The organism is Halobacterium sp. DL1 (genome assembly GCA_000230955.3).
Lineage (GTDB): Archaea > Halobacteriota > Halobacteria > Halobacteriales > Halobacteriaceae > Halobacterium.
Window position 1 is genome coordinate 2441445 of record CP007060.1, and the last position, 26791, is coordinate 2468235.

Genomic DNA, 26791 nt, shown 5'->3' on the forward strand with positions numbered 1-26791 from the left:
CCGTGCGGGTCGTCGTTCCGTTCGACCCGACCGAGCCGAACACCCGACTCTCCTCCGTTCTCAGCCCCGACGAGCGACGGGAGTTCGCCGACGCGATGCTCGACGACGTGCTAGACGCCGTCCGTGCGGCCGGGGGCAGCCCCGAGGTGCTGGCCAGCGCGCCAGTCGACGCCGACGCCCCGGTGACGGTCGACGCCCGGCCGCTGTCGGCCGCGGTGAACGACGCGCTCGCCGAGGTCCCTGTGAGTGATACGAGCAAGGGCTCGTCGGACGAACGGAGCGAGTCCGACGGTGGACTGCCGGCGGCAGTCGTGATGGCGGACCTCGCGCTCGCCACGCCCGACGCGCTGACCAGGCTGTTCGACGCGGCCGGCGACGTGGTGGTCGCCCCCGGCAGGGGCGGCGGAACGAACGCGCTGGTCGTGCGCGACCCAGCGTTCCGCGTGGACTACCACGGCGTCTCTTACCGCGACCACGTGGCGGCCGCCGAGGCCGTCGAGGCGAGCGTCGGGACCGTCGACTCGTTCCGACTCGCCGTCGACGTCGACGAGCGCGCCGACCTCGTCGACGTGCTGGTCCACGGCGACGGCGCGGCCGCGGCGTGGCTCCGGGACGCCGGCTTCCGCGTCGCAGTCCAGGGCGGACGACCGGTCGCCGTCCGCGAACCCAACGACTAAGCGCGCGAGAGCCGACCGCACGGGTATGCAACTGAGACGGCTCGCCCGCGCGGCGGTCGCGCTCGTCGGTCTGGCGCTGGTCGCCGCGGTGGTCTTCTCGGCGCTGGTCGCCGCGCTAGAAGCGGTCGGCGTCCCCCGGTCGACGGCCTCACCCGCCGCGCTGGGCGGCGTCGTGTCGGCGGCGCTGGCGGCCGCGGACGTCTACACGCCGCTGGGGAACAACAGCCGGACGGCGATGCTCCGCGAGAAGTCCCCGCGTGCCCTCGGTGTCGACTTTGCGGCCGCGTCGGCCGTCGGCTTCGTCGCCGGCGCCGTCGCCGGGATGCTCCTGCTGTCGCCGGGGACGGCCGGGTGGACGAGAATGGGCGTGGTCGTAGCGGCCGTCCTCCTGGGCTACGGGACGTTCGTCGCGCGCAACGTCGCGGTGTACAGCCCCGGCTACGGGGCCGATGGGTCCGAGCTATGAGTTCGATTCCGGGCGACGAGGCGTACGACGTCGAGGTGGACGTCTCCGACGCGGACCGGGAGCGCGCGCTCGCCGTCCGTCCCAAGGACGTCGACCCGGCCGACGAACTGACGTTCGCGCGGAACGTCTTCGTCCCGCTGACCACCGCGTGTCGGTACACCTGCACGTACTGCACCTACTACGACGTCCCCGGCGAGGCGACGCTACTGAGCCCCGAGGACGTCCGCGAGACGTGTCGCACCGGCGCCGAGGCCGGCTGTACGGAGGCGCTGTTCACGTTCGGCGACGACCCCGACGACCGTTACACGGAGATTCACGACCAGCTAGCCGAGTGGGGCCACGACTCCATCCACGACTACCTCCGCGAGGTCTGCGAGATAGCCCTCGACGAGGGGTTGCTCCCGCACGCGAACCCCGGCGACCAGACCCGCGAGCAGATGGAACGGGTCGCGGACCTGAACGCCTCGATGGGCGTCATGCTGGAGACGACGGCCGACGTGCAGGCCCACGGCGGCCCCCGGGCGAAGAACCCCGGCCAGCGACTCCACACCATCCGGACCGCGGGCGAACTCGGCGTCCCGTTCACCACCGGCATCCTCGTCGGCATCGGCGAGGACGTCGAGGACCGCGCCGAGAGCCTGCTCGCCATCCGTGACCTCCACGAGCGCTACGGGCACGTCCAGGAGGTCATCGTCCAGCCGGTCAGCCCGAACGAGCGCTGGCAGGCGGACCCGCCGAGCGAGGCGACGATGCGCCGGACGGTGGCGATGGCGCGAGCAGTGCTCCCGGAGGAGGTGGCCGTGCAGGTGCCGCCGAACCTCGCGGACGCCCGGGCGCTGCTGGACTGCGGGGTCGAGGACCTGGGTGGCGTCTCCCCAGTCACTGACGACTACATCAACCCGGACTACGCGTGGCCCGCGCTCCGCGAACTCGCGGACATCGCGGAGCACGGCGGCGTCCCGCTGCGCGAGCGACTCCCCGTTTACGAGCGGTTCCTCCCCGACGGCGTGCGGGACGGCGACGGGAGCCTGGAGAACGAGTGGGTGGGCGAGCGCATCGGCCGCGCGCTGATTGCGGACGACGACGCGGGCCGGCGCTACCGCGCTGTCCTGGACGACTAGACGTCGAGGCGCTCGCCGAGCCGCCCGATGGGTTTCCTGACGAGAACGTACACCGCCGACACCGACAGCATCGCCAGCGTGAGCCGACGGACCAGGTCGCCGTACAGCAGGAGGCCGGGCAGTGAGAACGCGGCGACGACGAGCAGGTCCTCCGGTGAGCCGTCGTAGCGGACCCAGCGCCGGGGCGCAATCCACCGGCCGCGGCGGTGAGCGTAGACGCCGCGCTGGTCGTCGTTGCTCCACGGCCGGGAGCCGAGGCCGCCGCCGAACATGTCTGTGACGGAGTGGACGGCGGCGGAGAGCAGGAAGAACGCGGCGCCGGCGGTGATCGGCGACGGCGCGAGCACGGCGACGACGAAGCCGACGGCGACGAACGGCCAGTACAGTTCGGGGTAGTGCAGCGTCTTGCGGTGGGCGACGTACGCGACGTCGAGGTCCGGGAAGATGCCGCCGGCCATCGCGCCGAGCGCCGCCGGAACGGCGAGTTCGGGGGCGACCCACAGCGTGCTCGCTGCGAGCGTGACGCCGATGGCGGCGTGGGTGGTGCTCATCATGGCGGTCAGTCGTCCGCGCTGGCCGTCCCGGAGGCGGCGTCGGCGTCGCGTTCGGGGACCAGCGGCGTGCCGTCCGCCTGCGGCCCGAGTCGGGGGCCGAGGGGGTCCTCGTCGGGGTCGACGACGCGGCGTTCAGTGTAGTCCGTCGAGCGCTCGACGGGCGTGCGGCCGATGGCCGATATCATCTCGGCGTAGTCACGGACGGAGCGGAACTCGCCGTGCTGGCCGCCCGCACGCTTCGTGATCTCCTCGGAGAGGATGGTGCCCATGAAGTCGTCGGCGCCGCAGTTGAGCAGTTTCAGGCCCTTCGCGTTCCCGAACTTCACCCACGACGACTGGATGTGTTCGACGTTGTCGAGGAAGAGCCGAGACACCGCGACCATCAGTTCGTCCTCGGCGTCGCTGGCGCCGCCGGTGACGACGCCGCGGTCGAACAGCGGCGTCTCCCGGTGGACGAACGAGAGCGGAACGAACTCCGTGATGTTGTCCGTGCGGTCCTGCAGGCCCCGGATTACGTCGAGGTGGTGGACGCGGTGGGCGGCGTTGTCGACGTGACCGTACATGATGGTCGCGGTCATCGGGAGGCCGACGTCGGCGGCCGCCTCCATCGCAGCGACCCACTCGTCGGTCGATATCTTCCCTGGACAGATGACGTCCCGGACCTCGTCGACGAGAATCTCGGCGGCGGTGCCCGGGACGGTGTCCAGGCCCGCGTCGGCGAGTTGCTGGTACACCTCGCGGTAGCCCCACTCGACGCCGCGCTGGGCGTGTTCGGCTTCCTCCGGGGTGATCGAGTGGACGTGGGCGCCGGCCTCGCTCATCGCGCGTATCTGCTCGACGTACGTGTGCGGGTCCGTGTCGTAGCGCTCGGGGGGCTTGTAGTTGTGCTCCTGGTTCTGGGGGTCGAGGGCCTCGCGGTGTTCCTCGTTCAGGCCGAAGGCGGGGTGGAGCCCCGAGACGGACGTGACCTCGTAGACGCCGCGCTCGACAGCGTCGGCGACGGCGTCGTGGGACTCCTCGGGCGTCTTCGTGAAGCCGGCGTGGGCCTCGTCGTGGTCGGTCTCGAACCGGTGGGCGGTGTCCTTGAAGTTGCAGAACAGGCAGCCCGTGTTGCAGGCCGTCGTGACGTTGTTGTTCACGTTCGCGACGAACGTCACCTCGTCGCCGACCACCTCGGCGCGGCGGCGGTCGGCGGCCTCGAGGACGAGTTCCTTCCGCCGGGGGTCGATGCCCTCGACGTCCGTGCCGGTGGTGATGAGTTCGATGCCGTCGTCGACGGTGAGGCGGTCGCCGGCGCGCGCCTTCGACAGCGCGTTCTCGAACGACTGGTCGGTGTCGGGGACCACGTCGAAATCGAACTCGCCGGCGTCGGTCATGTGCGATGGAACTGCGCGCACGGACAAAAAGCCTCTCACAGCGGCCACGTGCGCCACGCGTGCCACGAACGTGTACAACTCCACTCGAAGCGAAGGGGTTGTGGGCACGAGAGTGAAAGATTCATGGTCGTCGGTCACCCCGGTACGCCCATGACGAGCGTCAAGGACCTCCGGGTGGAGGAGCCACCGACCCGGGAGTCGCTGGGTCGCGGCGTCTTCGAGTTCAGCGACCGCTACTCCGTCTTCGACTGGGGGGAGATGCCCGACCTGATTCCGCGCAAGGGCGCCAGCCTCGCCACGATGGGCGCGTTCAACTTCGAACTCCTCGAGACCGAGGGGGTGCCGACGCACTACGAGGGTGTTCGGACAGACAGCGGTGACACGGTCGCGCTCGCGGACGCCCCCGAACCCCCGACCGAGATGGTCGTCGCGCTCACGCAGGTGCCCGACCTCCCGTTCGAGAACGGGAGCTACGACTACGACGCCTACCACGAGGCCGCTGCCGGGAACTACCTCGTGCCCCTGGAGGTCGTCTTCCGGAACAGCGTCCCGGTGGGGTCGAGTCTCCGGAAGCGCCGCGACTCCGCGGACTTCGACCTCGACTTCGAGGAGTGGCCCGACGAGCGCGTCGACCTCCCGAGTCCGGTCGTGGAGTTCTCCACGAAGTACGAGGAGCAGGACCGCTACCTCACACGGGAGGAAGCCGACCACATCGCGGGCCGCGCGAGTATCGAGGACCTCGAAGCGCTTGCCCGCGAGGTGAACCGCGTCGTCACCGAGCGCGCCGAGCGCGCGGGCTTCGTCCACGAAGACGGGAAGATAGAGTGTCTCTACGTCGACGGCGAGGTCCGCGTCGCGGACGTCGTCGGCACGTTCGACGAGAACCGCTTCGGGTTCGAGGGCCGCGAGGTCTCCAAGGAGGTCGTCAGGCAGTACTACAAGCGCGCCGACCCCGAGTGGGTCGAGGCCGTCGCGGCGGCCAAACAGGAGGCCGACGACCGCGGCGTCGCGGACTGGCGCGCGCTCTGCGAGGCGTCCCCGGACCCGCTTCCCGAGGAACTCGTGCAGGCCACCTCAGAGATGTACGCGGCGGGCGCGAACCGCTACACGGACCACGAGTGGTTCGACGCGCCGCCGCTCGGCGAGGCGCTCGCCGCGTTCGACCAGTGAGGTCGCCGCGGTGGGGCGCGGTCGCCGCCGCCGTCGGCCTGGTCGTCGTGGCGGCGTCGCTGGTCCCCGGCTCCACGGGTGCAGCCAGCGCTCTCCCCGCGAACGCGGACAAACTCCTCCACGCCGGGGGCTACGCGGCACTCTCGTTCTCCGTCGCCGCCGCAATGCGGGCCCGAACCGTCCGCACACTCGCGGTAGTCGTCCTCGCCGTCGCGGCTCTCGGCGGCGCCGTCGAACTCGTCCAGCCGGCAGTCGGCCGCACCCTCAGCCTCCTCGACGCCGCCGCGAACCTCGTGGGCGCTTCAGTCGGCGCCACCATCCGATGGCTCGTAACAGCCCGGACAGCCGACAGCCTGGCGGATTGAAATGGCGAGCGCGGCTCGCGGGCGAAGCCCGTTTGCGCCTCAGTGACCCCTATCGCGAACGCGGTGAGCGATATGTCACTGAGCGTGCGCGAGCCGCGCGAGGGCTTTCAGAGTGGGTCTGCTACTGACGCACATCATACAGAGAACGCACGAGCGACTAGACGAAGCCGCTTTACGCCCGCGACAACTCCGAACGAGTAATGAGCGAGCCGAGCGCGGAGGTCTACGAGCAGGGGCGGGGGATGGACGCCCACAACAAGGTGATGCGGGAGCTGCGGGACGAGAAGGGGTCGAAGGACTACGCGCCGGACGAGCCGACGCGGGTCTGGCTGGACGAGGACAACACGCCGGACGGCGTCTACCAGAGCCTCACCATCATCCTGAACACCGGCGGCTGTCGGTGGGCGCGGGCCGGCGGCTGCACGATGTGCGGCTACGTCGCGGAGTCCGTCGAGGGCGGGAGCGTCGCCCACGAGGATCTGATGAAGCAGGTCGACGCTTGCCTGGCCCACGAGCGCGAGGAGGCCGACGAGCAGAGCGGCCTGATCAAGATCTACACGAGCGGGTCGTTCCTCGACGAGCGGGAGGTGCCCGCGGAGACGCGACAGGCCATCGCCGAGACGTTCAGCGACCGCGAGCGCATCGTCGTGGAGAGCCTGCCGGACTTCGTCGACCGGGAGAAGATCGCAGATTTCACCTCGGTGGGCCTGAAGACGGACGTCGCAGTGGGCCTCGAAACCGCCAACGACCGCGTGCGCCACGACTGCGTGAACAAGTACTTCGACTTCAGCGACTTCGAGGCGGCGTGCGCGGAGGCTCGCGAGGCCGACGCGGCCGCGGCGACCGCGGGCGCCGGCGTGAAGGCGTACCTGCTGATGAAGCCGCCGTTCCTCGCGGAGTCCGAGGCCATCGCGGACATGGAGCAGTCCATCCGACGCTGTGCGGACGTCGAGGGCTGCCACACCGTCTCGATGAACCCGACGAACGTCCAGCGCTACACGATGGTCGACCAGCTGCACTTCCGGGGCGGCTACCGGCCGCCGTGGCTCTGGTCGGTCGCAGCGGTCCTCGAATCGACCGCAGACGCGGACGCCATCGTCGTCTCCGACCCCGTGGGTCACGGCAGCGACCGCGGGCCGCACAACTGCGGCGAGTGCGACGACCTGGTCCAGGAGGCCATCAAGGACTTCGACCTCCGGCAGGACCCCTCCGTGTTCTCGGAGGTGTCCTGTGAGTGCGAGGCGACCCACGAGGCCGTCGTGGAGCGCGAGAAGAGCTACAACCTGCCGCTCGCGGAGTAGCGCGGCCCTCGCCGCCAGGTTAGTCGAGCGTCTCGATTCTGTCTCCGGGGCGAACTGTCCCGGTTTCGAGGACGTCCGCTCGAAGCCCGCCTCGGTGCGCCAGCGCGTCGAGGACGTTCTTCCCGGTGAGGTCCTGGAGGTAGCCACAGGGTTCACACAGCCGGTCGCCCCGGCAGACGACGTCGCCGACGCGGAACCGCGTGCCGACGAGGTGGTTGAGCGCGACGTCCCGCGTGACGACGTTCCGTCGGTGCTCCCCCGGCGCGAGTTCGATGCCCGCCTCGCGTTCGATTGCCTCGATGGCTTCCTGCTCGATGAGCGTCAAATCGTAGCCGTCCCCGCGGTCGTCGTCCGCGTCCCAGGTGACGAACGTCCCCGTTTCGACGTCGCTGAAGTATCTGTCACCCCGGAGGCCGCGACCGGCCACGGCCTCGACGTCGCTGCGCTCGACCATCTCGACGCCGGCGTCCGGCGCAGTGAAGATTCGTTCGGCAGTCCCCATACCGTTCATACGCGCCGAGTCGGCGTCCGAGAAGAAATACGTTTGCCGCACTCGCTCGCTACGCGGGCGGTTGCTGCTGGATTCCCGTGCCGGCGGAGGGTCGAGCTCGCGCCGACAACTGCCGTCACGCGAACGCTTCGAGGACGCCGCGGCCGTCAGTGAGGCCGAGTTCGGGGAGCGCCGCGCGCTCGGGGTGGGGCATCATCACGGCGACCGTCTCTCGCTCGCCGAGAATGCCGGCGACGGCGCCCCGCGAGCCGTTGGGGTTCGCGGCGTCGGTGACGTTCCCGTCCTCGTCGCAGTAGCGGAGGAGGACGCGGTCCGCGTCGACGAGTTCGTCGTAGCGCTCCTCGGTAATCTCGAAGCGGCCCTCGCCGTGGGCGATTGGGAGCGTGACGACGTCGCCCTCGTCGTAGGCGGCCGTCCACGGCGTGTCGGCGTTCTCCACGCGGACGTGGACGTGCTCGCACTGGAAGCGCGCGCTGGCGTTGGTCGTGAACGCGCCGGGCGTGAGTTTCGCCTCGCAGCCGATCTGGGCGCCGTTGCAGACGCCGAGCACCGGCAGCCCCTCGCTGGCGCGCTCCCGCACGTCGTCGAGAATCGGGGACTGGGCGGCCATCGCGCCCGCTCGGAGGTAGTCGCCGTAGGAGAAGCCGCCGGGCAGAACGACGCCCGACGATTCGGCGGGGAGGCCGTCCTCGTGCCAGACGAGTTCGGCGTCGACGCCGACGTCCTCGAGGGCGCGGACGGCGTCGCGGTCGCAGTTCGACCCGCCGAAGCGGACGACCGAGACCGTCATTCGCGTTCCTCGACGGCCACGTCGTAGTCGTGGATGGTCGGGTTCGCGAGCAGGCGCTCGGCCATCTCGCCCGCGCGGTCGGCGGCCGTCTCCTCGTCGGCGACGTCGAGGTCGATCTCGAAGCGGTCCGTCGAGCGCAGGTCCGCGAGTTCGAAGCCCAGGCGTTCGAGCGCGCGCTGCGTGGTCTCGGCCTCCGGGTCGAGGACGCCACGCTTCAGCCGGACCGTCACCGTCGCGGTGTACGCGGTCATCGCGTGGATGTGGGCGTCCGTGGTCAAAGACTCTTTTGGAACGCGGGGAAGTTGCACGAACGTGCATCGGCAAGCTCTGCGACCACGTAGTGGCTTATCAGCGTCGAGCGACTGTGTTCTACCATGCCGACACCGAACGGCAGTCCGGAGGTGGCGCCGCTGCGAACCGACCTGACCGAGATAACGGTCGTCGGAGCCGACCGCACGGGTATCGTCGCCGGAGTCACCGGACTGCTGTTCGAGCGCGGAGTGAACATCGAGGACATCGAGCAGACCGTCCGGGACGGCGTGTTCCGGATGACACTCCACTGCGACACCGACCCAGTCGAGAGTCGCGAGGCGCTCCGCGACGAACTCGCCGAGACCGGCGACGACCTCGACGTCGACATCCGCACGCGGTTCCCCGACGAGCGCGACGAGGGTATCGCGGTGCTCGTCACGAAGGAGGACCACTGCCTGCGCGCGCTCTGCGAGGCCGACCTCTCCGCGGACGTACGGGTCGTGATCGGGAACCACTCCGGTCTCGAATCGGTCGCCGAGGAGTACGGCGTGCCGTTCCACGACGTCGGCGACGGGTCCGGCGTCCCCGACGAGGACCGCCTGCTCGAACTCCTCGACGAGTACGACGTCGACGTCGTCGTGCTCGCGCGCTACATGCGCATCCTCAGCCCGGACGTCGTGTTCCGCTACCCCGGGCGCATCATCAACGTCCACCCGAGTCTGCTGCCCGCGTTCCCCGGCGCGCAGGCCTACCGGCAAGCCGTCGAGGCGGGCGTCCGCGTCGCGGGCGTCACGGCCCACTACGTCACCACCGACCTCGACCAGGGCCCCATCCTCACCCAGCGCGCCTTCGACCTCCCGCCGGACGCGAGCGTCGAGGACGTGAAGGCACGCGGCCAGCCACTGGAGGCCGACGCGCTCGTGACCGCCGTCCGCGCGCACCTCGCCGGCGACGTGACTGTCCAGCGTGGCTCCGTCCAGGTGACCGGCGACCACCAGTTCGGGATGCCCGACGCCGCCTCGGAGGCCAATCCCGAACGGCCACTCGACGTCGAACCCGTCGACGACTGACGGGGGCGAGCAGTTCTGGCGCGGTCCGGGACCGGCGAGCGGGGAAGCGCAGCAGTAATGTAGCTCTGCGTCGTTTCCCGCCGCGTGAACGACGGAGTACCGCACGTAATCCGACGATGAGTTCTCCACTCACTGACGCCGTCCGGAGCCTCCGACACGCCGGTCTCGACGCGGTCCGGGAGTTCGTCAACCGGACGTATTTCTCCGTCCGCCCGGCGACCCCGGACCCGGACCCGGTGCTCGACGCCGACTGGGACCTTTTGGTCGTCCTCGACGCCTGCCGCGCGGACCTCTTCGCGGACGTCGTGGGGGCGGGCGACTACAACTTCCCGGCCACCGGCACCGCCATCTCGCCGGGGAGTACCTCGAAGGAGTGGCTGTCGGCCGTCTTCGGGAGCGCCGACGACGACGCGCTCGCCGAGGTGGCCTACGTCACGGGCAACCCCTACTCGACGAAGATGCTGGACCTCTCGCGATTCGGCCACGTCGACGAGGTGTGGCGCACCGGCTGGGACGACGACCGCGGGACGATACCGCCCCGTCCCATCACGAACGCCGCCATCGAGGCGGGCCGCGAGCGGGACACCGACCGAATGGTCGTCCACTACATGCAGCCCCACTTCCCGTCCATCGTGGACGACGATGACGACGGCATCGCGCTCGACGACTGGGGGACCCAGCCGATGTCCGTCTGGGAGGAACTCCGGTTCGGCCAGCGCACCGAGGCCGACGTCTGGGAGAGCTACCGGAAGAACCTGGAGGCGGTCCTCGCGGACGTCGAACTGCTGCTGTCGAACGTGGACGCCGAGCGTGCGGTGATTACCGCCGACCACGGCAACGCCGTCGGCGAGCACCACATCTACGGCCACCCGGGAGGCGTGGGCATCCCCGCGCTTCGCGAGGTTCCCTGGAGCGTGACGTCGGCAACCGACGGGGGCAGCCACGACCCGGCCGACGACGCGACCAGTATCGAGTCGAACGACGAAGGAGACGACAGCACCGTCGAGGACCGACTGGAGAGCCTCGGCTACAGGACCTGACCATGAGCGAGAACACCACCCAATCGAGCGAGGAGCCTAACCTGCTGGTCGTCTGCGTCGACTGCCTGCGGGACGACTTCGTTCGCTCCGACCGGACGGACACGCCGTTCCTCGACGACCTGCGGGCCAGCGGGCTGGACTGCTCGAACCTCTACTCGACGACGACCACGACGACGCCCGCCATCGCGAGCCTGCTCACCGGGACGTACTCCGAGCGCAACGGCGTCCAGTCGCTCCAGCACGGAACGCTGTCGCCGGACGTCGACTCCCTGGCCGGGGTCATGGGCGACGCCGGCTACCACACGGAGGCGCTGGTCACCGGCCCGCTGCTCCCGGAGACGGGCCTCGACCGCGACTTCGACCGCTACGACCACCGGCCAGAGGACGCCGACATGTTCTCGGAGTGGCGCGAAGAGGGCCTCGACCGCGTCGCCTCACTCCCCGAACCGTTCGCGGCGTTCGTCCACCTCTGGGAGATCCACGAGGACGTCCGCGTGCCCGCCGAGTTCGACAGCCCGGAGTACGGCGAGACACCGTACGGCCGCGCGTTCTCCGCGCTCGACCGCGAGATCGAGGCGCTCGTCGACGCCGCCCCCGACAACACCGTCGTCGCGTTCGTCGGCGACCACGGCGAGAGCATCACCCACCGCCACAGCCCCCTGCGACTCCTCCTGAAGTCCCTCCGGGACGCGCTGCGCTACTACGGCGGCGTGGACACCCGCGACGTCGTCGGGCGCCTCAACCGCGCGTTCGAGGACCGCGGCCCCGACATCGACGACCACTACATCGAGAAGGGGCACGGCGAGAACGTCTTCGACTTCACCACGAACGTCCCGTTCGTGCTCGCGGGCCCCGGCATCGAGCCAGCGAGCGTCGACGCGCAGGTCCGCCAGGTGGACGTCCTGCCGACGATTCTCGAAAGGTTCGGACTCTCCGTCGACGCCGACGGCGAGCCGATTCGTCCCGGCGAAGGCGTCGAGGACCGGCCCGCGTATATGCGGGCCTGCGGCGCGTCGCTCCACCGCGAGCAGAACTGGGGCCGGGCCATCCGCGCCGACGGCGCGAAGTACGTCGAGTACCCGGACCGCGACTGGGAGCCGGAGCTGTACGACCTTGGGTCCGACCCCCGGGAACTCCGCCGCATCGAGGACCCGGAGCTCGAGGCGCGGCTCCAGCGGCTCATGCCCGAGCGCGGCCAGCCACTGGACGAAGCCGAACGGCTGGACATCGACGACCACCTTGAGGACCTCGGCTACCTCTGAGCACTCGCGACCAACGGCGGTTCGCTCCCTGTGAGTCGGTTTCTGACCATCAGGAGCGCCCTGTACGTCCAAGCGCCGCGGCCACCCGCAGGTGGTGCTATCGGGGAGTGAGCGCCGGAGAGAATCGGCTCCAGTCGGCCTACGGTTCGACGGCGCCGCGCACGCCGAGCACGCTGGCGGCCGCCGCGCCCACGCTCGTCGTCAGCAGGTAGCCACCGACGCTGTGCAGTGTCACCGCCGCCGCGATGGTTGGCGCCGCGACGGACGTGACGACGGTCAACACGGTGATGTTGATGGCCTCCGTGCCGCCGAGGCCGCCGGGCGTCGGCACCACCGACCCCATCGTCCCGAGCGGGAGGACGAACAGCGGGACGTAGACGGGGATGTGCTCGCCGAGCGCGAGGAACGTCACCCAGAGGCCGACGGCCTGGAAAACCCAGCCGAGCGCCGAGAGGCCGATGGCGCCCGCGAGCCGCGGTCGGTCGTTGCCCACGCGCCTGATGGCGCCGACGAAGCTCGCGATGCGTGCCTTCAGCGACTCTCGCGACGGCGGCTGGACGCGCGGCACGCGCGCCGTCACCGCGTGCACGACCCGGTAGACGGCGCCCCCAGCGTACTGGCGGACGCGGTCCCGTAACAACCACGCGAGGACGGCGACGACGGCGACCGCGGCGACGACCCAGAGCACGCTCCGCGGCACCATGCCGACGCTGAGGTCCGTCGTCGAGACGAAGTAGAGGCCGCCGACCACCGCGAACGACAGCGACGGCACGACGTTGATGGCGTCGAGACTGGCGATGGACGCGAGGCCCACCTCGTAGTCGGTCTCCGTCGACTGGGTGATGAGCCACGCCGTGACTGGTTCGCCGCCGGCCTGCCCGAACGGCGTGACGTGGTTGGCGAAGCCGCTGGCCGCGTTCACGAGCAGCGCCGTGTGAATCGGCGTGTGCACGTCTAGCGTGCGCAGGACCGTCCACAGCTCCAGGCCCCACGCGACGTTCCACAGCAGGATGGTCGCCGCGACGACCCCCAGGAGCAGGAGGTCGGCCTGCCGGCCGGCCGCCAGCACGGCCTCGGCGTCGATGACCCAGAACATGACCGCGAAGACGGCTGCGGCTACGAGAAAGCCGCCCACGGTCGCTACTAGGTGGTCTCGGTCCACGGCGAACCTCCCACGCCCGCGTGAATCAATCCTCCGGAATCGAAGGGGTTAGTCGACCGTCCACTCCTCGCGCTCGCGAAGGTAGCGCCGGGTCTCGGCGTCGAGGTCGGCCTGGGCGGCCAGGAGGTCGGTCGCGGTGACGATGCCGACGAGGTCGATGCCCTCGGACACCGGGAGGCGCTTGATGCGCTCTTCGGTCATCTTCGCCGCGGCCGACCGCAAGGTGGCGGTCGGCTGGATGGTGACGAGCGGACTGGACGCCGCGGCGTACACCGGAATCTCGCTGAACGGGCGGTCGTACTCGTGGCCCGCGACGACGAAGTCCGACTCGGTGAGGATGCCCGCCGGGTTCCCATCGCGCGTGACGACGACGCTGCCAACGCACTCCGAGAGCATCAGGTCCGCGGCGTCGTGCAGGGAGACCTCCGCGTCCACCGTCACGACCCGTTTGGTCATCGCATCGGCGACCTGCATGTGTCTGACTACGGAGCGGGGCGTCTTGTTACTTCTCCCGGGAGTGGCGCACGTGGATCGCGATGCCGCGGGTGGCGTCGGCCATCGCGGGACCCGGCATCGTCGCGCGCCCGACGGCGAACGCCCGCGGCCCCTCGACGACGACCTCGTCGCCGACGCGGATGTCGTCGCTGGCGTCGAGGATGCCGGGCGCGAGCACGCTCCCCTCGGGGACGAAGCCGTCTATCTCCACGCGCTTCGTCGGCGCGTCGCTGTCGACCCAGCGGTCCGCGCCGGCGAGCGTGAACGACAGCGAGCCGTACTGCGGGACGAGCGCGGCGAGCTGCTCGCCGTCGGCGTCGAGGGCCTGCAGTTTCGGGTAGCGGCCCTGCACCTCGATGTCCGCGAATAGCTCGTCGCCCGCGCCGTCACCGATGTAGTAGTCCGCGACCGCGCGGAGCGTGGCCTCCTCACGTTCGGAGACCCAGATCTTGTCCTCGCCCGCGAGCGCGGCGTTCAGTTCCCCGAGGCTCTCGTCTGTCGTCGGGTGGTCGTCGACCGTGAACTCGAAGGGGACGTCCACCTCGCTGGCGACCCGCTCGCAGACGTCGCGGTAGCCCTCGGGCGGGATGTGCGCGATGACGCGGGAGTAGTCGGTGCGTTCGAGATAGCGCCGCAACACGTTCGCGACGAACTCCTTCTCCTCGGCGCTCCAGCGCCCCGTCACCACGGAGTCGTACTGCTGGGCGGGGTAGGTGAGTTCGAGTTCCTGGGGGACGACGCCGATTGGCGACGTCATCGACACCATGTGCGCGCGGTAGCTGGCGGCGTCCTGGAACTGGCGGTGGCTCTGGCTCTCGCTGTACGGCTTCGCCGCCGAACAGGGAACCAGGAGGAGAGGGTGGCCGTCGAGGCGCTTCCGGTAGCGCGTGGTGACGCGCTCGGCGAAGCGCTGGATCTCCACGCGCCGGAGCGTGTCCTCCGTCGCGGAGAGCAGCAGGTCGTCCCGGAAGACGGGCGTGCGCTCCTCTATGTAGCCGTACTGCTGGTCGAACTCCCGGAACGCCGCGGTCGTCCACGCGGCGTGGCGGGCCTGCCCCTCCACGTAATCCCGGAGGCGGCCGTCGCGAATCCGGCGGCGCACCCGCGCGAGTTCCGCCCGCAGGACGTTGACGTTGTGCTCGACGCAGTCCTCGCGGTCGAAGGACTCCGCTGGCTGCTGGCAGGCCCCACACGAACACGGGAGTTCGTCGAGGTCAGCGAGGTCGTAGGCGCCCTCCGTCGTGAGGTAGCGGCCCTGCGTCCCGCGCACGACTGCGCGGTCGGCGTCCACGAGGTCGACGCCCGCGTAGACGAGGACGGCGACGTTCCGCGGCGTCGCCACTCCCGAGAGGTAGAGCGCGGTGTCGTCGGGAATCGCCTCACGGGTCTGCACGATTGCGTCCCGGAACGCCGACCCGTGGCCGACGAACCCGGGCGCCCCCGAGAGGACGTATGCGTCCGCGCCGAAGTCCTCGGCGGTCCCGGGGGAGACGACGGCGGCGCTCGGGAACTCCACGTCCGGGTAGTCGGGCGCGAACGACTCCTGGACCTCGGCGGCGGTCCCGGAGGGGAACCCGCGGTGGGGCAGCACGGTCAGCGCCGACTCGTCGCCCTCGGGGCGGTCCTGGCGCTGGAACCACTCGCTGCCCGCGTCCCGTATCACGTCGTCCGCGAGCGCCGGTGTCGTCACGGACTCCGCGAGGCGGAGTTCGCCCACGCGCGCCGCGGCGTCGCGCTCGTGGACCTCGAAGTAGTCGGTCATGCACGCCTCTCCGCGGCGAGCGCCCAATTGCCTTGTCTTTTCACCGAAGACACTTGCCGGCCCGTCGTGAACGCCAACCGATGACCGACGCGCCCTCCAGACGCGAGGTGCTGGCGGCCTGTGCCGGCGGCCTCGCCGGCGCCGCTGGCGGCTACGCCGCGGCCCCGCTGCTCGACGCCGACGCGACGTCCGAACAGTCCCCCGACCCCGTCTCGCTCGCGTGGAGCGACACCGAGTGGCCGTACCCGGACTACGATCCGGCGTGCACCCGCAACCCACCGGCCACCAGTGCGCCCGGCGACGACCTCGAGGTCCACTGGCGGCGGGACCTGGGAACAGCACACGCTCACACACCGCCGGTCGTGGCGAACGGCCGGGTCGCGTCAGCGAGCCTGGAGTCCCGGGGCACGACGGTCCGGAGCCTCGCGTTCGACAGCGGCGACACCGCGTGGGAGCACCCGTTCCTCGGGGGAGAGACGAACGTCGTCCCCGACCTGCTGGCGCCCGGTGACGGCGTCTACTACCGGGTGGACGAGTACGAGCGCGGCCCGCTGGGGATGTTCGGCGCGGCGACCGGCGAGCACGCGTGGGGCGCCCCCGAACCGCCGCGGGGCGAGTGGACGGTCGGCGCTGGCCGACTCTACTACGGGAGTCGCGTCACCGGCGACCTGCACGCCTACGACGCGCGCTCGGGGACAGAGCTGTGGGTCGGGAACGTCGACGACGACCGCCTCGTCGTGCAGTCGTTCCACCCCGACCACGGAGTGTTCGCCACCTCGCGGGGCACCCTGTACGCCCTCGACCCCGTAGACGGCAGCGTGCTGTGGGAGTCGGCCGTCGAACCGTACGTCAGAAGCGGGCCGGTTCTCGCTGGTGGGCTGGCGTTCGTCTCGAAGTGGACCGGTGGGATGGACCTCGTCGCGTTCGACGCCGCGACCGGCGACGAGCGGTGGACGCACCCGCTGGCCACGACCGAGGTGACGGCAGACGGGGCGACGCTCCGGCGGTGGTACGAGGTCGGTGCGGTGGACGGGGACGTCGTGGTCGTCCGGGAGCGGCGTGCGGACCCGTCACCGCAACCGCTCCACGCCGTCGACGCGGTCTCGGGGGACCGCCTGTGGCGCGTCGACCCGCCCGAGGGCGCCACGGTGTTCTCGAAGCCGACGGTCGTGGACGGTGACGTGTTCGTCTGTGTCGGCGGCGACGCGCGGACCGAGTTGCTGCGGCTGGACCTCGCCGACGGCTCGACGACCGGGTCGTGGACGCTCCCCGACCACGGTGGCGGACCCGTCGTCACGGACGGCCACGTGCTCGTCCAGACTGGGAACGAACTACTCGCCTTCCGGTGAGATGTCCACCAGTTCGACGCGTTCTGGAACCAGCGCGAGCGCCGAGTCGGGCCAGCCGCGGTGGCCGAGCGTGAACGACGCCTTCGGGTTCGCCTCGGCGAGTCGGCGGACGCCCTCGGCGGCGGCCTCGAAGCCGGCGCGGTCCATCCGGTCGGGCGTCTCCGCGGTCAGGGGGTAGGTCGTCGACAGCGCGCGGGGGTACGGGCCGAACGGCGGGTCGACGTTCCACCACTCGTCGAAGCGGTTGCTGCCCGAGCCCTCCGTGAGGAGGACGTCGCCGGAGACGTCGAGGCGTTCGAGGCGGCGGTGGTGGCGCAGCACCTCTGGGCGGCGCGCGCTGTCCGCGGAGGTGTACCGGAAGGCGTCCTTGCTCGCGGGGTCCGAGGCCTCCAGCTGGTCGGCGTGGTCGAGGAGCGCGCGGTAGCCGTCGAGGGAGTCGGGGTGGGCGTGCGCGCGGGATTCGACGAGTTCCATGAGGTTCCCGGACTTGATGGCCTGCTTGACGCGGCGGATCTCCCCGAAGGAGACGTAGAGGTTGTGCTCGGCGAGCAACTGCTCTCGGTCGACGGCGCTCATCCCCTGGACCTCCGGGGGCGTGTGGTCGGCGCAGACCGGGCAGTCACAGGGGAAGTAGTGGAGATCGTCGAGGTGCTCCGTGCCGTCCACCGTGAGGTAGCGGTCGTCGCGGGCGTAGATGGCGTACGCCGCGGAGTCGAAGAGGTCACAGCCCAGCGCGGCGGCGAGCGCGAACATCATCGGGTGACCGGCGCCGAACAGGTGGACGGGCGCGTCCCGGCCGAGGCCGCGTTTCGCCGCGAGGACGGCCTCGGTCATGTCGTCGTAGCGGTACTGGTTCATCAGCGGCACGACCGCGCCGACCGGGAACAGGTCGAGGCCGGTGCCGTAGGCGTGTCGGCCGGCCTCCTCACGGAGTTCCGGGTACGTCGACCCCTGGACGGGCGCGTTGACGAGCATATCGCCGACGTCGACGGTCGCCGCGAGTTCGAGGCGCTCCTGCGTGGTGGCGAGTTCCGTCTCGGCCTGCTCGCGGTCGGCGTCCGGCGGCGTCGGGATGTCGACGGGCGTCCCGACGTCGCTCCCGATGTCGTACTGGAACTGGAGAATCTCCTCGGTGTGAGTGTCTATCTCGCCGTACTCCGCGAGCTGGAAGCTCCCGGAGTCAGTCATGATGGCGCCGTCGAAGCCCAGCATCTCGTGGAGCCCCTCGTCGAGCGCGCGCTCGTTCAGCTCGGGGTCGTTCTTCACGATGTAGGAGTTCGTGATGAGCATCTCCGCGCCGAAGTCGGGGAACCGCGAGGGCTCGACGGTGATCAGGTTCGGGTTGACGACGGGCATCAGCGTCGGCGTCTCCACGGTCACGCCGGCCCGCGGAATCTCGAGTTCGCCGATGCGGCCGGCGCCGTCCTGGGCGCCGACCTCGAATACCGCTCTCATTGCACCGGGCTACCCGCCCACCGCGCGTAAGGGTTACTGTCCGCGCTCCCCGGCCGTCTCCACGTAGAAGACGCGCTCCCGGGGGATGCGGCGCACCGTGTCGCCGTCCCCCGCCCGGATGAGCCAGTGGTCCGTGTCCTCGTCGAAACGGAGGTTCGCGTCCGCCGTCTGCCAGTCCGTCACGCCGCCCTGCGGGTCCTCGTAGACGATGACGCCCATGTTCGTTCGGGTGTCTCACTTCTCTGTGTTAAGTGTCGCCGTCGGATTCTCACGAGAACTGCTTCGGCGTGAACACCTCGAAAGCCCCGAGGCTGTGAACTCGGGGGACTCGCTGCGCTCCTCAGTCACTTCGTTCCCTGCGGTGCTTGCGTCATCCGCCTTCGTTCACAGCCTCGCCCCTTTCGGTCCGCCCGTCGCCTATTGACCAGCCGGTCACGGGTGGACTGAAAGGGGCTGGTAGCTGGACCCGGCCCCGACGACGCAAGCACTCGACCGTAGGGAGAGCGCGCAGCGAGTCGCGGACGGTCCAGCTACCAGGGGCTTTCGAAGAGTTCCCCAAGGAGGCTGCATCGCTCGAAAACAAGTCGGAGACGAAAACTAGCCCAGTTCGTACTGCAGCACGCCGAGCGCCGTCCGACCGTCCAGCAGGTCACCGTCACGGACGGCCGTGAGCAGGTCGTCGTAGGACTCCGTCGTCACGCGAATCGCCTCGTTGAAGTCGAGGTCCTGCTCCGCTGTTGGTTCACAACCCCGTGCGACGAAGTAGTGGTGAACGGCGTTCGAGATGCCGTTGGCGGGTTCGTAGGTGGCGAAGCGCTCGACGGTGTCGGCCTCGTAGCCCGTCTCCTCGCGGAGTTCGCGCCGGGCCGCGACGGCGAGCTCCTCGTCGCCCTCGACGCCGCCAGCGGGGAGCGCGCGGTTGACGCGTTCGACTGCCTGGCGCCACTCCTCGACGAGCACGACGTCGCCGTCCGGCGTGAACGCCAGCAGGACGACAGCGGGGTCGTCGACGAGGTAGTCGAAGTCCGTCTCCGTGCCGTCCGGCAGGCGGACGTCCTCGGTGACGATGTCGAAGCCCGGGCACTCGTAGGCGACCTGGCGGTTCGTCGTCTCCCACGCGAGCGGGTCGTCGGTCATGCGCGAGCGTTCGCCGGGGTGCGAGAAAAGCGTGGCGCGACGGCGTGGCGTCTACAGCAGCGCCTCAACCTGCGCGAGCGTCTCGTCGAGGCGACCCGAGTTGTCGACGCGTGCGAACGGGCCGGCGATGGGTTCGAACTCCTCGCGGTACTGCTGGTGGATCTCGAAGTCGGCGTCGCTGGCGTCGCCGGTTCGCGCGCGGATGCGCTCGCGGACGACGTTCTCCTCGCAGGTGACCCTGACGAGTGAGAGCGGGACACCGACCTCCTGGGCGGTGCGGCGGGCGTCGCCGCGGTGCTCGCGGTACGTGAACGTCCCGTCGAGGACCACGGAGCGGCGCTGACGGAGCGTCTCTTTCGCGCGGGCGAACAGTTCGTCGTAGACGGCCTCGCGCTCCTCGGGGGTGTAGTCGGGGTCCGGGAACAGTTCCTTGCGGACGACGTCCGTGCGGAGCAGGCGGCCGTCGAGGGCGTCGGCGGCGTGCTCGGAGACGGTCGTCTTCCCGACGCCCGGGAGCCCGCACACCACGAGGAGGTACGGGCCACGGCGCGTGGTCGCTGCGTCCCTGGCGGCGCGCTCTCCGCTCACGGTAATCGAGTGGGAAACGGCACGCCCGGAATATGAAACTGTGGAATCGCGGTGCCGCGTGGGACGCCGGAACGCCCCCTACAGCGTGACGGCGTCGAGGTCCTCGCCCAGTTCGGCGACGTCCTCGTTGAACGCCGCGACGAACCCGCCGAACGACTCGGCATACGCCCGCACGTCCCGGGCCGAGGGGGCGCCGTACTGCGAGACAACGTAGACGCCGCCCTCGCCACCGACGCGCACGTAGGAGGCGCGGTCCGCCTCCCGTTTCAGCTCCCAGCGCGTCCCGTCCACGGACGCCGCGAACGACCCGTACTCCGAGTTCTCGACGCGGTAGAGCGTGCCCGCCATCTGGTTGGCGGCCTCCCGAATCCGCGTGACGATGGCGTCCCGGGCCTCCACGACGGACTCCCCCGTCTCCACGTCCGGGAAGTCGGTCGGGACGTCGTCGAGGACGCCGTCGAGACCGCGCACGTAGTCGTTGAACGCCGCGACGAAGTCGGCGTAGTGTGCCATCGCCGTCGCCAGCGGCTCTGGCTCCGGCGGTTGCTGCGTGGAGATGACGTAGACGTCGACGCCGGCCCGCCCCTCGAAGCGGAGGAACTCGATGTCGCCGGCCTCGTACTTCAGCGTCCACTCGCCGCCGTCGGTGTTGAACGACTCTCGACCGTAGTCCCCGCCACGCAGGCGCGCGAGTTCACGGGCGGCCTGCCCCGCGTGCTGACGCACCCGTTCGACAACCTCGTCGCGGTGCTCGCGGACCGCCTCGGTCTCCGTCAGGTCCGCGTCCAGTCCCTCTATCATCGCTCGGAGGGAGGGGCGGCAGGCGGATAACGACGTTGGACGCGGCCCCGTCGCCCTCCCAGCTAGGCGGTCGGCTCGTGGTCGGGGAGCGTCACGACGAACGTCGACCCCTCGCCGGGTTCCGAGTCGACCCGGATGTCGCCGTCGTGGTTCTCGACGATCTCCTGGCAGAGCGAGAGCCCGATGCCCGTCCCGGAGTACTCGTCGCTGTGGTGGAGCCGCTTGAACACCTCGAAGATGCGGTCGTTGTACTCGGGGTCGATGCCGATGCCGTCGTCGGCGACCGAGAGCGCCCAGGCGTCCTGGCAGCGCTCGGCGGTGACCTCGACGCGGGGCGGGTCGTCCCCGCTGTACTTCACGGCGTTCGAGACGAGGTTGCGGAACAGCTGTTCGAGCTGGTCGGGGTCGGCCTGCACGGTCGGCAGGTCCGCGACGTCGACGTCGGCGTCAGTCTCCTCGACCTGCACCTGGAGGTCCCCGACGACCCGGTCGAGGACGGCCCCGCAGTCCACCGACTCGAAGGTCCCGTCGGACTGCTCGACCCGCGAGTACGCGAGGAGGTCGTCGACCATATCGCGCATCCGGTCGGCGCCGTCGACGGCGAAGTCGATGTACTCCCCGGCCTCCTCGTCGAGTTCGTCGGCGTAGCGGTCCTCGAGCAAGCGGACGTAACTGGAGACCATCCGCAGGGGCTCCTGGAGGTCGTGGGAGGCGGCGTAGGCGAACTGTGTGAGGCGGTCGTTGGACTGCTGGAGCTGGTCGACCGTCTTCTCGAGGACGACTCCGCGTTCCTTCTGCTCGGTGACGTCGCGGGTCAGCGCCACGTGTGAGGTCGAGCCGTCGGGGTGGCACAGCGGCGCCGCGTGCGTCTCCATGTTGCGGCGCGTTCCCTCCAGGCCGACGACGTCGTACTCGAAGGTCCCGCTCTCACCGCTACAGATCCGCTCGTTGAACTGGCGGAACGACTCCCGATGTTCGGAGGCGACGAAGTCGTAGATGGACGTGCCGACCACGTCGGCTTCCGCGTCGGCTTCCAGCAACTGCACGCCGGCGGGGTTCACCTGTAGCATGGTGCCGTCCTCGTCGAGGGTCTTGATGCACTCGGGCGCCGTCTCGACGAGCGCGCTCATGTACTGTTCGCGCTCGCGGAGTTCCTGCTCGTGGCGCTTGCGTTCGAGTTCGTACTGCACCACTGGCCCATCAGGTGGTGGAACGTGCGCTCGTCCTCGGAGAAGGGCTCCGCCTTCGGCTCCGAGGAGACGAAGAACAGCGACCGGTCGTGGTCGTCGGCGAGGCCGATGCGGGTGCCGAGGTAGGCGTTCACCTCGAACTCCTCGTAGGCGCGCGCGTCGCCGAAGCCGTCCTCGACGGGGTCCGTGACGCTCGCCGTCTCCCCCTCGTCGGTGAGCACCCGGCAGTACGTCTCCGAGAGGTCGGCTCTGGCGCCGGGTTGGAGGTGATCGTGGTCCCCGCTGACGGCCTCCACCTCGAAGAAGTCGGTGTCGGTATCGATGCCCGCGAGGCCACCGAGTTCGAGGTCGAAGCGCTCGCAGCCCAGTTCGAACACGTCCTGGAGTTTCTCCTCGAACGAGCGGTCCGTGTCGGCGGCGAGTTCGTAGAGGGTCCGCTGGTAGCGCTCGCGCTCCTGGAGTTCCGCCTTCGCCGCCGAGCGCTCTCGCAGCGTCCGCAGCATGCGGTCGGTCTCGTTGGCGGGTTGCTCCGGGCCGAAGAACTCCTCTGGCGGCGAGTAGTAGACGTTTTGGGAGACGACGGTGCCGTGGACGAGGTAAGGGTGCGTGCGGACGATGTCCCGGACGACCTCCGGGGAGAACCGCTCGCGGTTGTACTGGCAGAGCGCCATACCGTCCGCCTCGGGGAGTAGCTGGTTGAGTTTCGCCTCGTACTCGACGAGGTCCTCCACGTCCGGTTCGTCGCCGAACACCCACGTCATCTCGCCGGTCACACGTAGCGCCTCGAACTCCTCGGTGGCGTCCGCGATGGTCGCCTCGAGGAACGCGAGCATGTCGTCCGGGTGGAAACTGCCGTCCCGGAGGTAGGTCTCCTCCTTGGTGAGCACGGAGAGCGCGCCCGAGTCGAGGGCGGCGTCGACGTCGATGCCGCGGGCCGACATCTCCGCCAGCACGTCGGCCCGGGAGTGCTCGTCGGCGATGTAGAGACACTGCTCGTCGGCGTCGAGACCTTGCTGCACGAACGGGACGGCGGCGTCGAACTGCTCCCCGCGGCCCTCGTAGATGAGCGCGAGGTGGTCGTTCGAACAGCCGCCCTCCGGGAGTGGCTCGACCGGCCCCTGGAACGCCGGACTCTGGCGAAGCGCCTCCAGCCCGCTCCGGGGACCGACGCCTCCCCCCTCGGTACGGCGGTCGACCTGGTGACTCATTAAATCGCTTAGTTGCGTGAACTGGTTAAGTTTGACCGTCGGTGTGGAAGTGTCCCACACCGAGGTGGTCGCTCCCGCCGGGCCGCCGTCCGCGGTAGTCTCTCGTGTCGGCTTCGCCCCCGCGTTCCACCGGCCACCTGTCAGAAGGTTCTTTGTCCGGACCGATGAATCTGGCAGTATGAGTACAGCGGAACTGGACGCGGTCGACCGCGGAATCCTCCACCACTTGCAGGAAGACGCGCGGAACCTGACGCCCGTCGACATCGCGAGGGAACTCCCCGTCTCTGAGGGGACGGTCCGCAACCGAATCAAGCGCATGGAGGAAGCCGGCGTCATCCGAGGGTACGTCCCGCACCTCGACTACGAGGCGGCGGGGTTCCCGCTGAAGGTCGCGTTCACCTGTACGGCCCCCGTCTCGGACCAGGAACTCCTGGCGGAGGCGGCCCTCGACACCCACCGCGTCGTCAACGTCCAGGAGATGGTGTCGAGTCGGGGCAACGTCCGCGTCGTCGGCGTCGCCGCCGACCTCGGCGAACTGATGGAACTCGCGGAGGACCTCATCGAAGCGGGACTGGAGATCGAGGAGCAGACGCTCATGCGCCACGAACACGTCCAGCCGTTCAACCACTTCGGCGAGAACGCAGCGGAGCAGAACTGAGTCGTATATTTCGATATAATACTTTCGGAATATTCAATCAGGGTACGAAACACTGCATCTGGTCGTAAATACCACAGTGTGTTTATACGTACCCGTGTCGTGGGTGCTGATATAATGACGAGGGAAGGCGTAGTCGGTCCACCCAGACGGGCAACAGACCGCGCCAGTGACACGGTCGTCAATGCTGTCGCCAGACGGGACGGCACCGACCCGACGGCACTACCGCCGCTGTTCGACGCCATCGAACCGGACAGTCTGGACGCGCTCACTTCGAGGGCCGACGAAAGCGACGTCCTCGTCTCCTTCCAGTACGCTGGCTACGACGTCCGCGTGACCGGCCCGACAGACGTCACTGTCTCAGTCATCGATGACTGGGGCGACGGACAGTTCGGCGCTGGTCTGTGCCAACTGCGGAGCGTCACTCCAGTTCGACGTCACGTACCCCGTCGTCGCCCAGAAACGCAACGGCGACATCCAGTACCACTCGTTCTGCGACGACGACTGCCGCGAGGAGTGGCGCGGCGGCCGGTAGCCGAGGCGGAACCTACGGTCGGAACTCCCCGTCGACGAGGTTCCTGGCAGTCTTCGTCACGTAGTCGACCAGCGGCGGGAACCCGGAGTCGTCGCCCGCCTCGACTCGGCTCCGGTGGAGGTCCTCCCAGACCGTCGCGAGCATGAACGCCGCGTGCGCGAGGTAGTAGTCCACGTCCTCGACGTCGAACCCCGTCGCCGCCTCGTAGCGAGCGACCAGTTCCCGCCTGCTCGGCGTCCCGGGGTCGCTCGTGAACGGCGCCAACCCGTTCTCCTCGACGTCCCGCAACTGTTCGAGCGCCTCCTCGTCCGGATGGCGTGCCCCGAGTTCGTCCAGCGACGGCGTCGTGTCGCCCTCGTCGCGCCACCGCAACAGCAGGTAGCCGAGTTCCGTCAGCGGGTCGCCGAGCATCGCCGTCTCCCAGTCGAGCACGCCCGCTATCTCGGGGTCGTCGTCGCCCGCGAAGAGGACGTTCCCCGGGCGGTAGTCGCCGTGGACGAGCGTCGGCCCCGACCTGGGGGACGCGTGCTCCCGGAGCCACTCGCCCACGGACCGGAGTTCCGGAACCTCCCGGCCCGTCGCGCTCGTCGCGGCGTCGAGGCGCGCCATCGCCCGGTCAACCATCTCCGTCGGCGTCTGGCGCTCGCAGACGTCAGCGAACGGCCCGGGGTCCAGCGAGTGGATCTCCGCGAGCGTGTCTATCAGCCCCTCGGCGAGTCGCCGCCGCGACCCGGGGGTCCGGAACCGCTCGGGCAGGTCCGACCCCAGCGGCACCGCCTCGCCATCGAGGAACGTCGTCACGACGAACTCGTCGCCGAACACCGACTCGTCCTCGCAGTGCAACACGGGTTCCGGCGCGGGAACGTCGGTGTCCGCAAGGCGTTCGAGTACCCGGTACTCCGCGTCCAGGTCGACGACCAGGTCCGTCTCCCGTAGATTCCGCGGTCGCCGGAGGACGTACGCCCGCTCCTCCTCGGCTGTCGATACCGCGAGCGAGAGGTTCAGCGCCTCGTGGAGCACCTCGATGTCTACTACGTCGTCGTCGAGTTCCGCGGAGAGGTAGGATTGCAGGGCGGCAGTGTCGAGGGCAGACATGTTCGGAGAGAAACTGGGTGATGGTAAAAGTCTCGTCGTGGTGTGAGAAGTGTTTACAGATAGGAATCGAGCCATACCATTAAAAACCGACCCCGTAACTGTAAATTCAGTAGTATAATCTATCTTCCAGACGGTGGCCCTGATAATATGCCAGAATTAAGCGAACCGGCACTGAACCGCCAAGAACGACTCACCAGAGATTACATTCTCCCCGCTCTGCCAAGCGAATTCAGGGAGCCTGATGGATTAAACGAGAAGGAAGTACAGATTGTGAAGTCGGTTCTCGCCAAACAGTATGTCGAGCACGCGAATTTAGGAGTTATTGGGAAAACAGCGACAATACTGATAGCGTATGATTTCTTATTCGTTTTCCAAGCCCAGATCTACGGTTTAGTTCTTAGCATGTTAGGTAGTCTTGCTTTGGCACTACCAGCGCTACATACACCTGGGCTCTGTAGTTTCGCTAGACGGAGACGCCGCGACTGCGTTATTGCTGTAGAAAGCGAAGAGACAGAACGTTTTGGTATCGGAATTCCGCCTCCTCACGCGTGTTACGGTCGCTAAGGCTAAATCTGTTGTCGCTACCCCGGACGAACCCGCCGACCCCGAAGGGGGTCGCGGGTTCGCCGAGTGGGCGATGCTCACGCTGCATGCACTCCGCATCGAGCTGGGAAAATCCTACCGCGTCGCGGTGGATTTGCTCAGCGAAATGCCTGGCGTCCTCGAAGAGATTGGCCTCACGCGTCTCCCGCACTATACCGTTCTCCGCACGTGGTTCGCACGGATTCCGACCAAGACGTGGCGTGCGTTCCTCGACGCGTCGGTCGAGGAACGCACTGGCCACGCGGCTATCGATTCGACAGGCTTCGACCGCGACCAGCCCAGCCGCCACTACGCTAACCGCACTAACTACCGCGTCCGAGCGCTCAAAGTCACTGCACTCGTGGATGTCGAAACGCTGTACATCACCGACATCCACTCGACCACTTCGAAGAAACACGATGCGAAGATCGGCCCGCAGGTCGCCCGGCGGAACGCCGGCGACCTGCGAAGCCTCGCCGCCGACCGAGGCTATGACGCGAAAGCCTTCCGCGACGAACTCCGCGAAAACGGCATCAGACCGCTGATCAAGCACAGGATCATGAATCCACTCGATCACGCTCACAACGCCCGCATGGACGGTGATCGGTACCACCAGCGCTCCATGTCAGAAACCGTCTTCTCGTCAATCAAGCGCACGCTCGGCGCCGCCGTGCGTGCGCGTAGCTGGTGGCTGGAGTTCCGTGAAATGCTGCTGAAAGCGACCGTCTACAACCTCCGGCGGAGCGTGAGATATCCGTGAAATCAACCGCAGTATACCGAAACTACAGAGCCTACACCTGAAACATTAACAGAGGACACAAT

The 26791-nt window shown here is 69.0% G+C and carries 29 protein-coding genes; 13 read left to right on the forward strand and 16 right to left on the reverse strand.

Translation table 11 applies throughout. From position 1 onward, the window contains the following. Positions 1-2: 2 nt before the first annotated feature. From HALDL1_14650 to HALDL1_14660, 3 genes are read left to right on the forward strand one after another with little or no spacing between them, the layout of a single operon-like run. A complete protein-coding gene (locus HALDL1_14650) occupies positions 3-677 on the forward strand; it encodes a 2-phospho-L-lactate guanylyltransferase (protein ID AHG04691.1) in 675 nt (224 codons plus the stop codon). Positions 678-702: 25 nt separating this feature from the next. After that, positions 703-1143, forward strand: coding sequence for a hypothetical protein (locus HALDL1_14655; GenBank protein AHG05390.1), 441 nt, complete (start codon positions 703-705; stop codon positions 1141-1143). Positions 1144-1148: 5 nt separating this feature from the next. After that, the gene (locus HALDL1_14660) at positions 1149-2264 is read left to right on the forward strand and encodes a radical SAM protein (protein AHG04692.1); all 1116 of its coding nucleotides are present in this window, start codon (positions 1149-1151) and stop codon (positions 2262-2264) included. Here HALDL1_14660 and HALDL1_14665 read toward each other — a convergent pair. After that, positions 2261-2818, reverse strand: coding sequence for a membrane protein (locus tag HALDL1_14665; GenBank protein ID AHG04693.1), 558 nt, complete (start codon positions 2816-2818; stop codon positions 2261-2263). The genes HALDL1_14660 and HALDL1_14665 overlap by 4 nt on opposite strands. Positions 2819-2823: 5 nt before the next feature. After that, positions 2824-4194: an FO synthase gene (locus HALDL1_14670; protein ID AHG04694.1), complete on the reverse strand. Its 1371-nt coding sequence runs from the start codon at positions 4192-4194 to the stop codon at positions 2824-2826. 150 nt (positions 4195-4344) lie between these two features. Between HALDL1_14670 and HALDL1_14675 the strand changes: the two genes are divergently transcribed. The 3 genes from HALDL1_14675 to HALDL1_14685 all read left to right on the forward strand — a co-directional run bounded on the left by HALDL1_14675 (position 4345) and on the right by HALDL1_14685 (position 7030). After that, complete coding sequence (locus HALDL1_14675; GenBank protein ID AHG04695.1) at positions 4345-5364, forward strand: phosphoribosylaminoimidazole-succinocarboxamide synthase; 1020 nt, start codon at positions 4345-4347, stop codon at positions 5362-5364. Beyond that, complete coding sequence (locus HALDL1_14680) at positions 5361-5729, forward strand: antibiotic resistance protein VanZ (protein AHG04696.1); 369 nt, start codon at positions 5361-5363, stop codon at positions 5727-5729. The genes HALDL1_14675 and HALDL1_14680 overlap by 4 nt, the downstream gene beginning before the upstream one ends. A 200-nt stretch (positions 5730-5929) precedes the next feature. Next, positions 5930-7030, forward strand: a complete 1101-nt coding sequence (locus tag HALDL1_14685; GenBank protein AHG04697.1) for an Elongator protein 3/MiaB/NifB — start codon at positions 5930-5932, stop codon at positions 7028-7030. Positions 7031-7049: 19 nt separating this feature from the next. Here the strand turns inward: HALDL1_14685 and HALDL1_14690 are convergent, their stop codons facing one another. The 3 genes from HALDL1_14690 to HALDL1_14700 form a co-directional block, all read right to left on the reverse strand. Further along, on the reverse strand, positions 7050-7541 hold the full coding sequence (locus HALDL1_14690) for a sulfurase (protein AHG04698.1): 492 nt from the start codon (positions 7539-7541) through the stop codon (positions 7050-7052). Between the two features lie 115 nt (positions 7542-7656). Then, positions 7657-8331 (reverse strand): phosphoribosylformylglycinamidine synthase, encoded by a 675-nt coding sequence (locus HALDL1_14695; protein AHG04699.1) that lies wholly within the window; start codon positions 8329-8331, stop codon positions 7657-7659. Then, complete coding sequence (locus tag HALDL1_14700; protein ID AHG04700.1) at positions 8328-8582, reverse strand: phosphoribosylformylglycinamidine synthase; 255 nt, start codon at positions 8580-8582, stop codon at positions 8328-8330. The genes HALDL1_14695 and HALDL1_14700 overlap by 4 nt, the downstream gene beginning before the upstream one ends. Before the next feature lie 123 nt (positions 8583-8705). Between HALDL1_14700 and HALDL1_14705 the strand changes: the two genes are divergently transcribed. The 3 genes from HALDL1_14705 (at position 8706) to HALDL1_14715 (ending at position 11955) form a co-directional block, all read left to right on the forward strand. Continuing rightward, on the forward strand, positions 8706-9653 hold the full coding sequence (locus HALDL1_14705; GenBank protein ID AHG04701.1) for a formyltetrahydrofolate deformylase: 948 nt from the start codon (positions 8706-8708) through the stop codon (positions 9651-9653). Between the two features lie 116 nt (positions 9654-9769). Continuing rightward, entirely contained in the window at positions 9770-10693 is a 924-nt protein-coding gene (locus HALDL1_14710; protein AHG04702.1) for a hypothetical protein, read from the forward strand. 2 nt (positions 10694-10695) lie between these two features. Next, a complete protein-coding gene (locus HALDL1_14715) occupies positions 10696-11955 on the forward strand; it encodes a hypothetical protein (GenBank protein ID AHG05391.1) in 1260 nt (419 codons plus the stop codon). Between the two features lie 139 nt (positions 11956-12094). Here HALDL1_14715 and HALDL1_14720 read toward each other — a convergent pair whose 3' ends face one another. From HALDL1_14720 to HALDL1_14730, 3 genes are read right to left on the reverse strand one after another with little or no spacing between them, the layout of a single operon-like run. Further along, positions 12095-13117 carry a hypothetical protein gene (locus HALDL1_14720; GenBank protein ID AHG04703.1) on the reverse strand — a complete coding sequence of 341 codons (1023 nt, stop codon included), beginning with the start codon at positions 13115-13117 and terminating at the stop codon, positions 12095-12097. 48 nt (positions 13118-13165) lie between these two features. Beyond that, positions 13166-13591, reverse strand: coding sequence for an inosine-5'-monophosphate dehydrogenase (locus tag HALDL1_14725; GenBank protein ID AHG04704.1), 426 nt, complete (start codon positions 13589-13591; stop codon positions 13166-13168). 28 nt (positions 13592-13619) lie between these two features. Beyond that, positions 13620-15374 carry a tRNA-ribosyltransferase gene (locus HALDL1_14730; GenBank protein AHG04705.1) on the reverse strand — a complete coding sequence of 585 codons (1755 nt, stop codon included), beginning with the start codon at positions 15372-15374 and terminating at the stop codon, positions 13620-13622. Between the two features lie 80 nt (positions 15375-15454). On the opposite strand from HALDL1_14730, the gene HALDL1_14735 reads away from it, so the two are divergent. After that, the gene (locus HALDL1_14735; GenBank protein AHG05392.1) at positions 15455-16723 is read left to right on the forward strand and encodes a hypothetical protein; all 1269 of its coding nucleotides are present in this window, start codon (positions 15455-15457) and stop codon (positions 16721-16723) included. Here HALDL1_14735 and HALDL1_14740 read toward each other — a convergent pair. From HALDL1_14740 to HALDL1_14770, 7 genes are all read right to left on the reverse strand, one after another. Further along, entirely contained in the window at positions 16706-18178 is a 1473-nt protein-coding gene (locus HALDL1_14740; protein AHG04706.1) for a 7-cyano-7-deazaguanine tRNA-ribosyltransferase, read from the reverse strand. The genes HALDL1_14735 and HALDL1_14740 overlap by 18 nt on opposite strands. Positions 18179-18211: 33 nt before the next feature. Beyond that, on the reverse strand, positions 18212-18397 hold the full coding sequence (locus tag HALDL1_14745) for a hypothetical protein (protein ID AHG04707.1): 186 nt from the start codon (positions 18395-18397) through the stop codon (positions 18212-18214). A gap of 378 nt (positions 18398-18775) precedes the next feature. Beyond that, entirely contained in the window at positions 18776-19315 is a 540-nt protein-coding gene (locus HALDL1_14750) for an NUDIX hydrolase (protein ID AHG04708.1), read from the reverse strand. A 51-nt stretch (positions 19316-19366) separates the two neighbouring features. Continuing rightward, positions 19367-19903 carry a kinase gene (locus HALDL1_14755; protein ID AHG04709.1) on the reverse strand — a complete coding sequence of 179 codons (537 nt, stop codon included), beginning with the start codon at positions 19901-19903 and terminating at the stop codon, positions 19367-19369. A gap of 78 nt (positions 19904-19981) precedes the next feature. Beyond that, on the reverse strand, positions 19982-20704 hold the full coding sequence (locus HALDL1_14760) for a hypothetical protein (GenBank protein AHG04710.1): 723 nt from the start codon (positions 20702-20704) through the stop codon (positions 19982-19984). Between the two features lie 62 nt (positions 20705-20766). Continuing rightward, on the reverse strand, positions 20767-21894 hold the full coding sequence (locus HALDL1_14765; GenBank protein ID AHG04711.1) for a histidine kinase: 1128 nt from the start codon (positions 21892-21894) through the stop codon (positions 20767-20769). Then, positions 21831-23102, reverse strand: a complete 1272-nt coding sequence (locus HALDL1_14770) for a hypothetical protein (GenBank protein AHG05393.1) — start codon at positions 23100-23102, stop codon at positions 21831-21833. Before HALDL1_14770 ends, HALDL1_14765 begins: the two co-directional genes overlap by 64 nt. Positions 23103-23280: 178 nt before the next feature. Here HALDL1_14770 and HALDL1_14775 point away from each other — a divergent pair, with 178 nt between their 5' ends. Together HALDL1_14775 and HALDL1_14780 are read left to right on the forward strand one after the other, a co-directional pair. Continuing rightward, positions 23281-23760, forward strand: coding sequence for an Lrp/AsnC family transcription regulator (locus HALDL1_14775; protein ID AHG04712.1), 480 nt, complete (start codon positions 23281-23283; stop codon positions 23758-23760). 367 nt (positions 23761-24127) lie between these two features. Continuing rightward, positions 24128-24292 (forward strand): hypothetical protein, encoded by a 165-nt coding sequence (locus tag HALDL1_14780; protein AHG04713.1) that lies wholly within the window; start codon positions 24128-24130, stop codon positions 24290-24292. 12 nt (positions 24293-24304) lie between these two features. Here the strand turns inward: HALDL1_14780 and HALDL1_14785 are convergent, their stop codons facing one another. Then, a complete protein-coding gene (locus tag HALDL1_14785) occupies positions 24305-25363 on the reverse strand; it encodes an aminoglycoside phosphotransferase (GenBank protein AHG04714.1) in 1059 nt (352 codons plus the stop codon). 544 nt (positions 25364-25907) lie between these two features. Between HALDL1_14785 and HALDL1_14790 the strand changes: the two genes are divergently transcribed. Continuing rightward, entirely contained in the window at positions 25908-26729 is an 822-nt protein-coding gene (locus tag HALDL1_14790) for a transposase ISH9 (GenBank protein ID AHG04715.1), read from the forward strand. Positions 26730-26791 lie beyond the last annotated feature (62 nt).

Coding starts and splice junctions, on each gene's coding strand:
- HALDL1_14725 (AHG04704.1), bottom strand. CDS start 13,591: ATGCAGGTCGCCGATGCGATGACCAAACGGGTCGTGACGGTGGACGCG.
- HALDL1_14745 (AHG04707.1), bottom strand. CDS start 18,397: ATGGGCGTCATCGTCTACGAGGACCCGCAGGGCGGCGTGACGGACTGG.
- HALDL1_14670 (AHG04694.1), bottom strand. CDS start 4,194: ATGACCGACGCCGGCGAGTTCGATTTCGACGTGGTCCCCGACACCGAC.
- HALDL1_14700 (AHG04700.1), bottom strand. CDS start 8,582: ATGACCGCGTACACCGCGACGGTGACGGTCCGGCTGAAGCGTGGCGTC.
- HALDL1_14655 (AHG05390.1), top strand. CDS start 703: ATGCAACTGAGACGGCTCGCCCGCGCGGCGGTCGCGCTCGTCGGTCTG.
- HALDL1_14665 (AHG04693.1), bottom strand. CDS start 2,818: ATGATGAGCACCACCCACGCCGCCATCGGCGTCACGCTCGCAGCGAGC.
- HALDL1_14675 (AHG04695.1), top strand. CDS start 4,345: ATGACGAGCGTCAAGGACCTCCGGGTGGAGGAGCCACCGACCCGGGAG.
- HALDL1_14735 (AHG05392.1), top strand. CDS start 15,455: ATGACCGACGCGCCCTCCAGACGCGAGGTGCTGGCGGCCTGTGCCGGC.
- HALDL1_14760 (AHG04710.1), bottom strand. CDS start 20,704: ATGATAGAGGGACTGGACGCGGACCTGACGGAGACCGAGGCGGTCCGC.
- HALDL1_14730 (AHG04705.1), bottom strand. CDS start 15,374: ATGACCGACTACTTCGAGGTCCACGAGCGCGACGCCGCGGCGCGCGTG.
- HALDL1_14710 (AHG04702.1), top strand. CDS start 9,770: ATGAGTTCTCCACTCACTGACGCCGTCCGGAGCCTCCGACACGCCGGT.
- HALDL1_14690 (AHG04698.1), bottom strand. CDS start 7,541: ATGAACGGTATGGGGACTGCCGAACGAATCTTCACTGCGCCGGACGCC.
- HALDL1_14705 (AHG04701.1), top strand. CDS start 8,706: ATGCCGACACCGAACGGCAGTCCGGAGGTGGCGCCGCTGCGAACCGAC.
- HALDL1_14750 (AHG04708.1), bottom strand. CDS start 19,315: ATGACCGACGACCCGCTCGCGTGGGAGACGACGAACCGCCAGGTCGCC.
- HALDL1_14775 (AHG04712.1), top strand. CDS start 23,281: ATGAGTACAGCGGAACTGGACGCGGTCGACCGCGGAATCCTCCACCAC.
- HALDL1_14780 (AHG04713.1), top strand. CDS start 24,128: ATGACTGGGGCGACGGACAGTTCGGCGCTGGTCTGTGCCAACTGCGGA.
- HALDL1_14715 (AHG05391.1), top strand. CDS start 10,696: ATGAGCGAGAACACCACCCAATCGAGCGAGGAGCCTAACCTGCTGGTC.
- HALDL1_14695 (AHG04699.1), bottom strand. CDS start 8,331: ATGACGGTCTCGGTCGTCCGCTTCGGCGGGTCGAACTGCGACCGCGAC.
- HALDL1_14770 (AHG05393.1), bottom strand. CDS start 23,102: ATGAGTCACCAGGTCGACCGCCGTACCGAGGGGGGAGGCGTCGGTCCC.
- HALDL1_14740 (AHG04706.1), bottom strand. CDS start 18,178: ATGAGAGCGGTATTCGAGGTCGGCGCCCAGGACGGCGCCGGCCGCATC.
- HALDL1_14685 (AHG04697.1), top strand. CDS start 5,930: ATGAGCGAGCCGAGCGCGGAGGTCTACGAGCAGGGGCGGGGGATGGAC.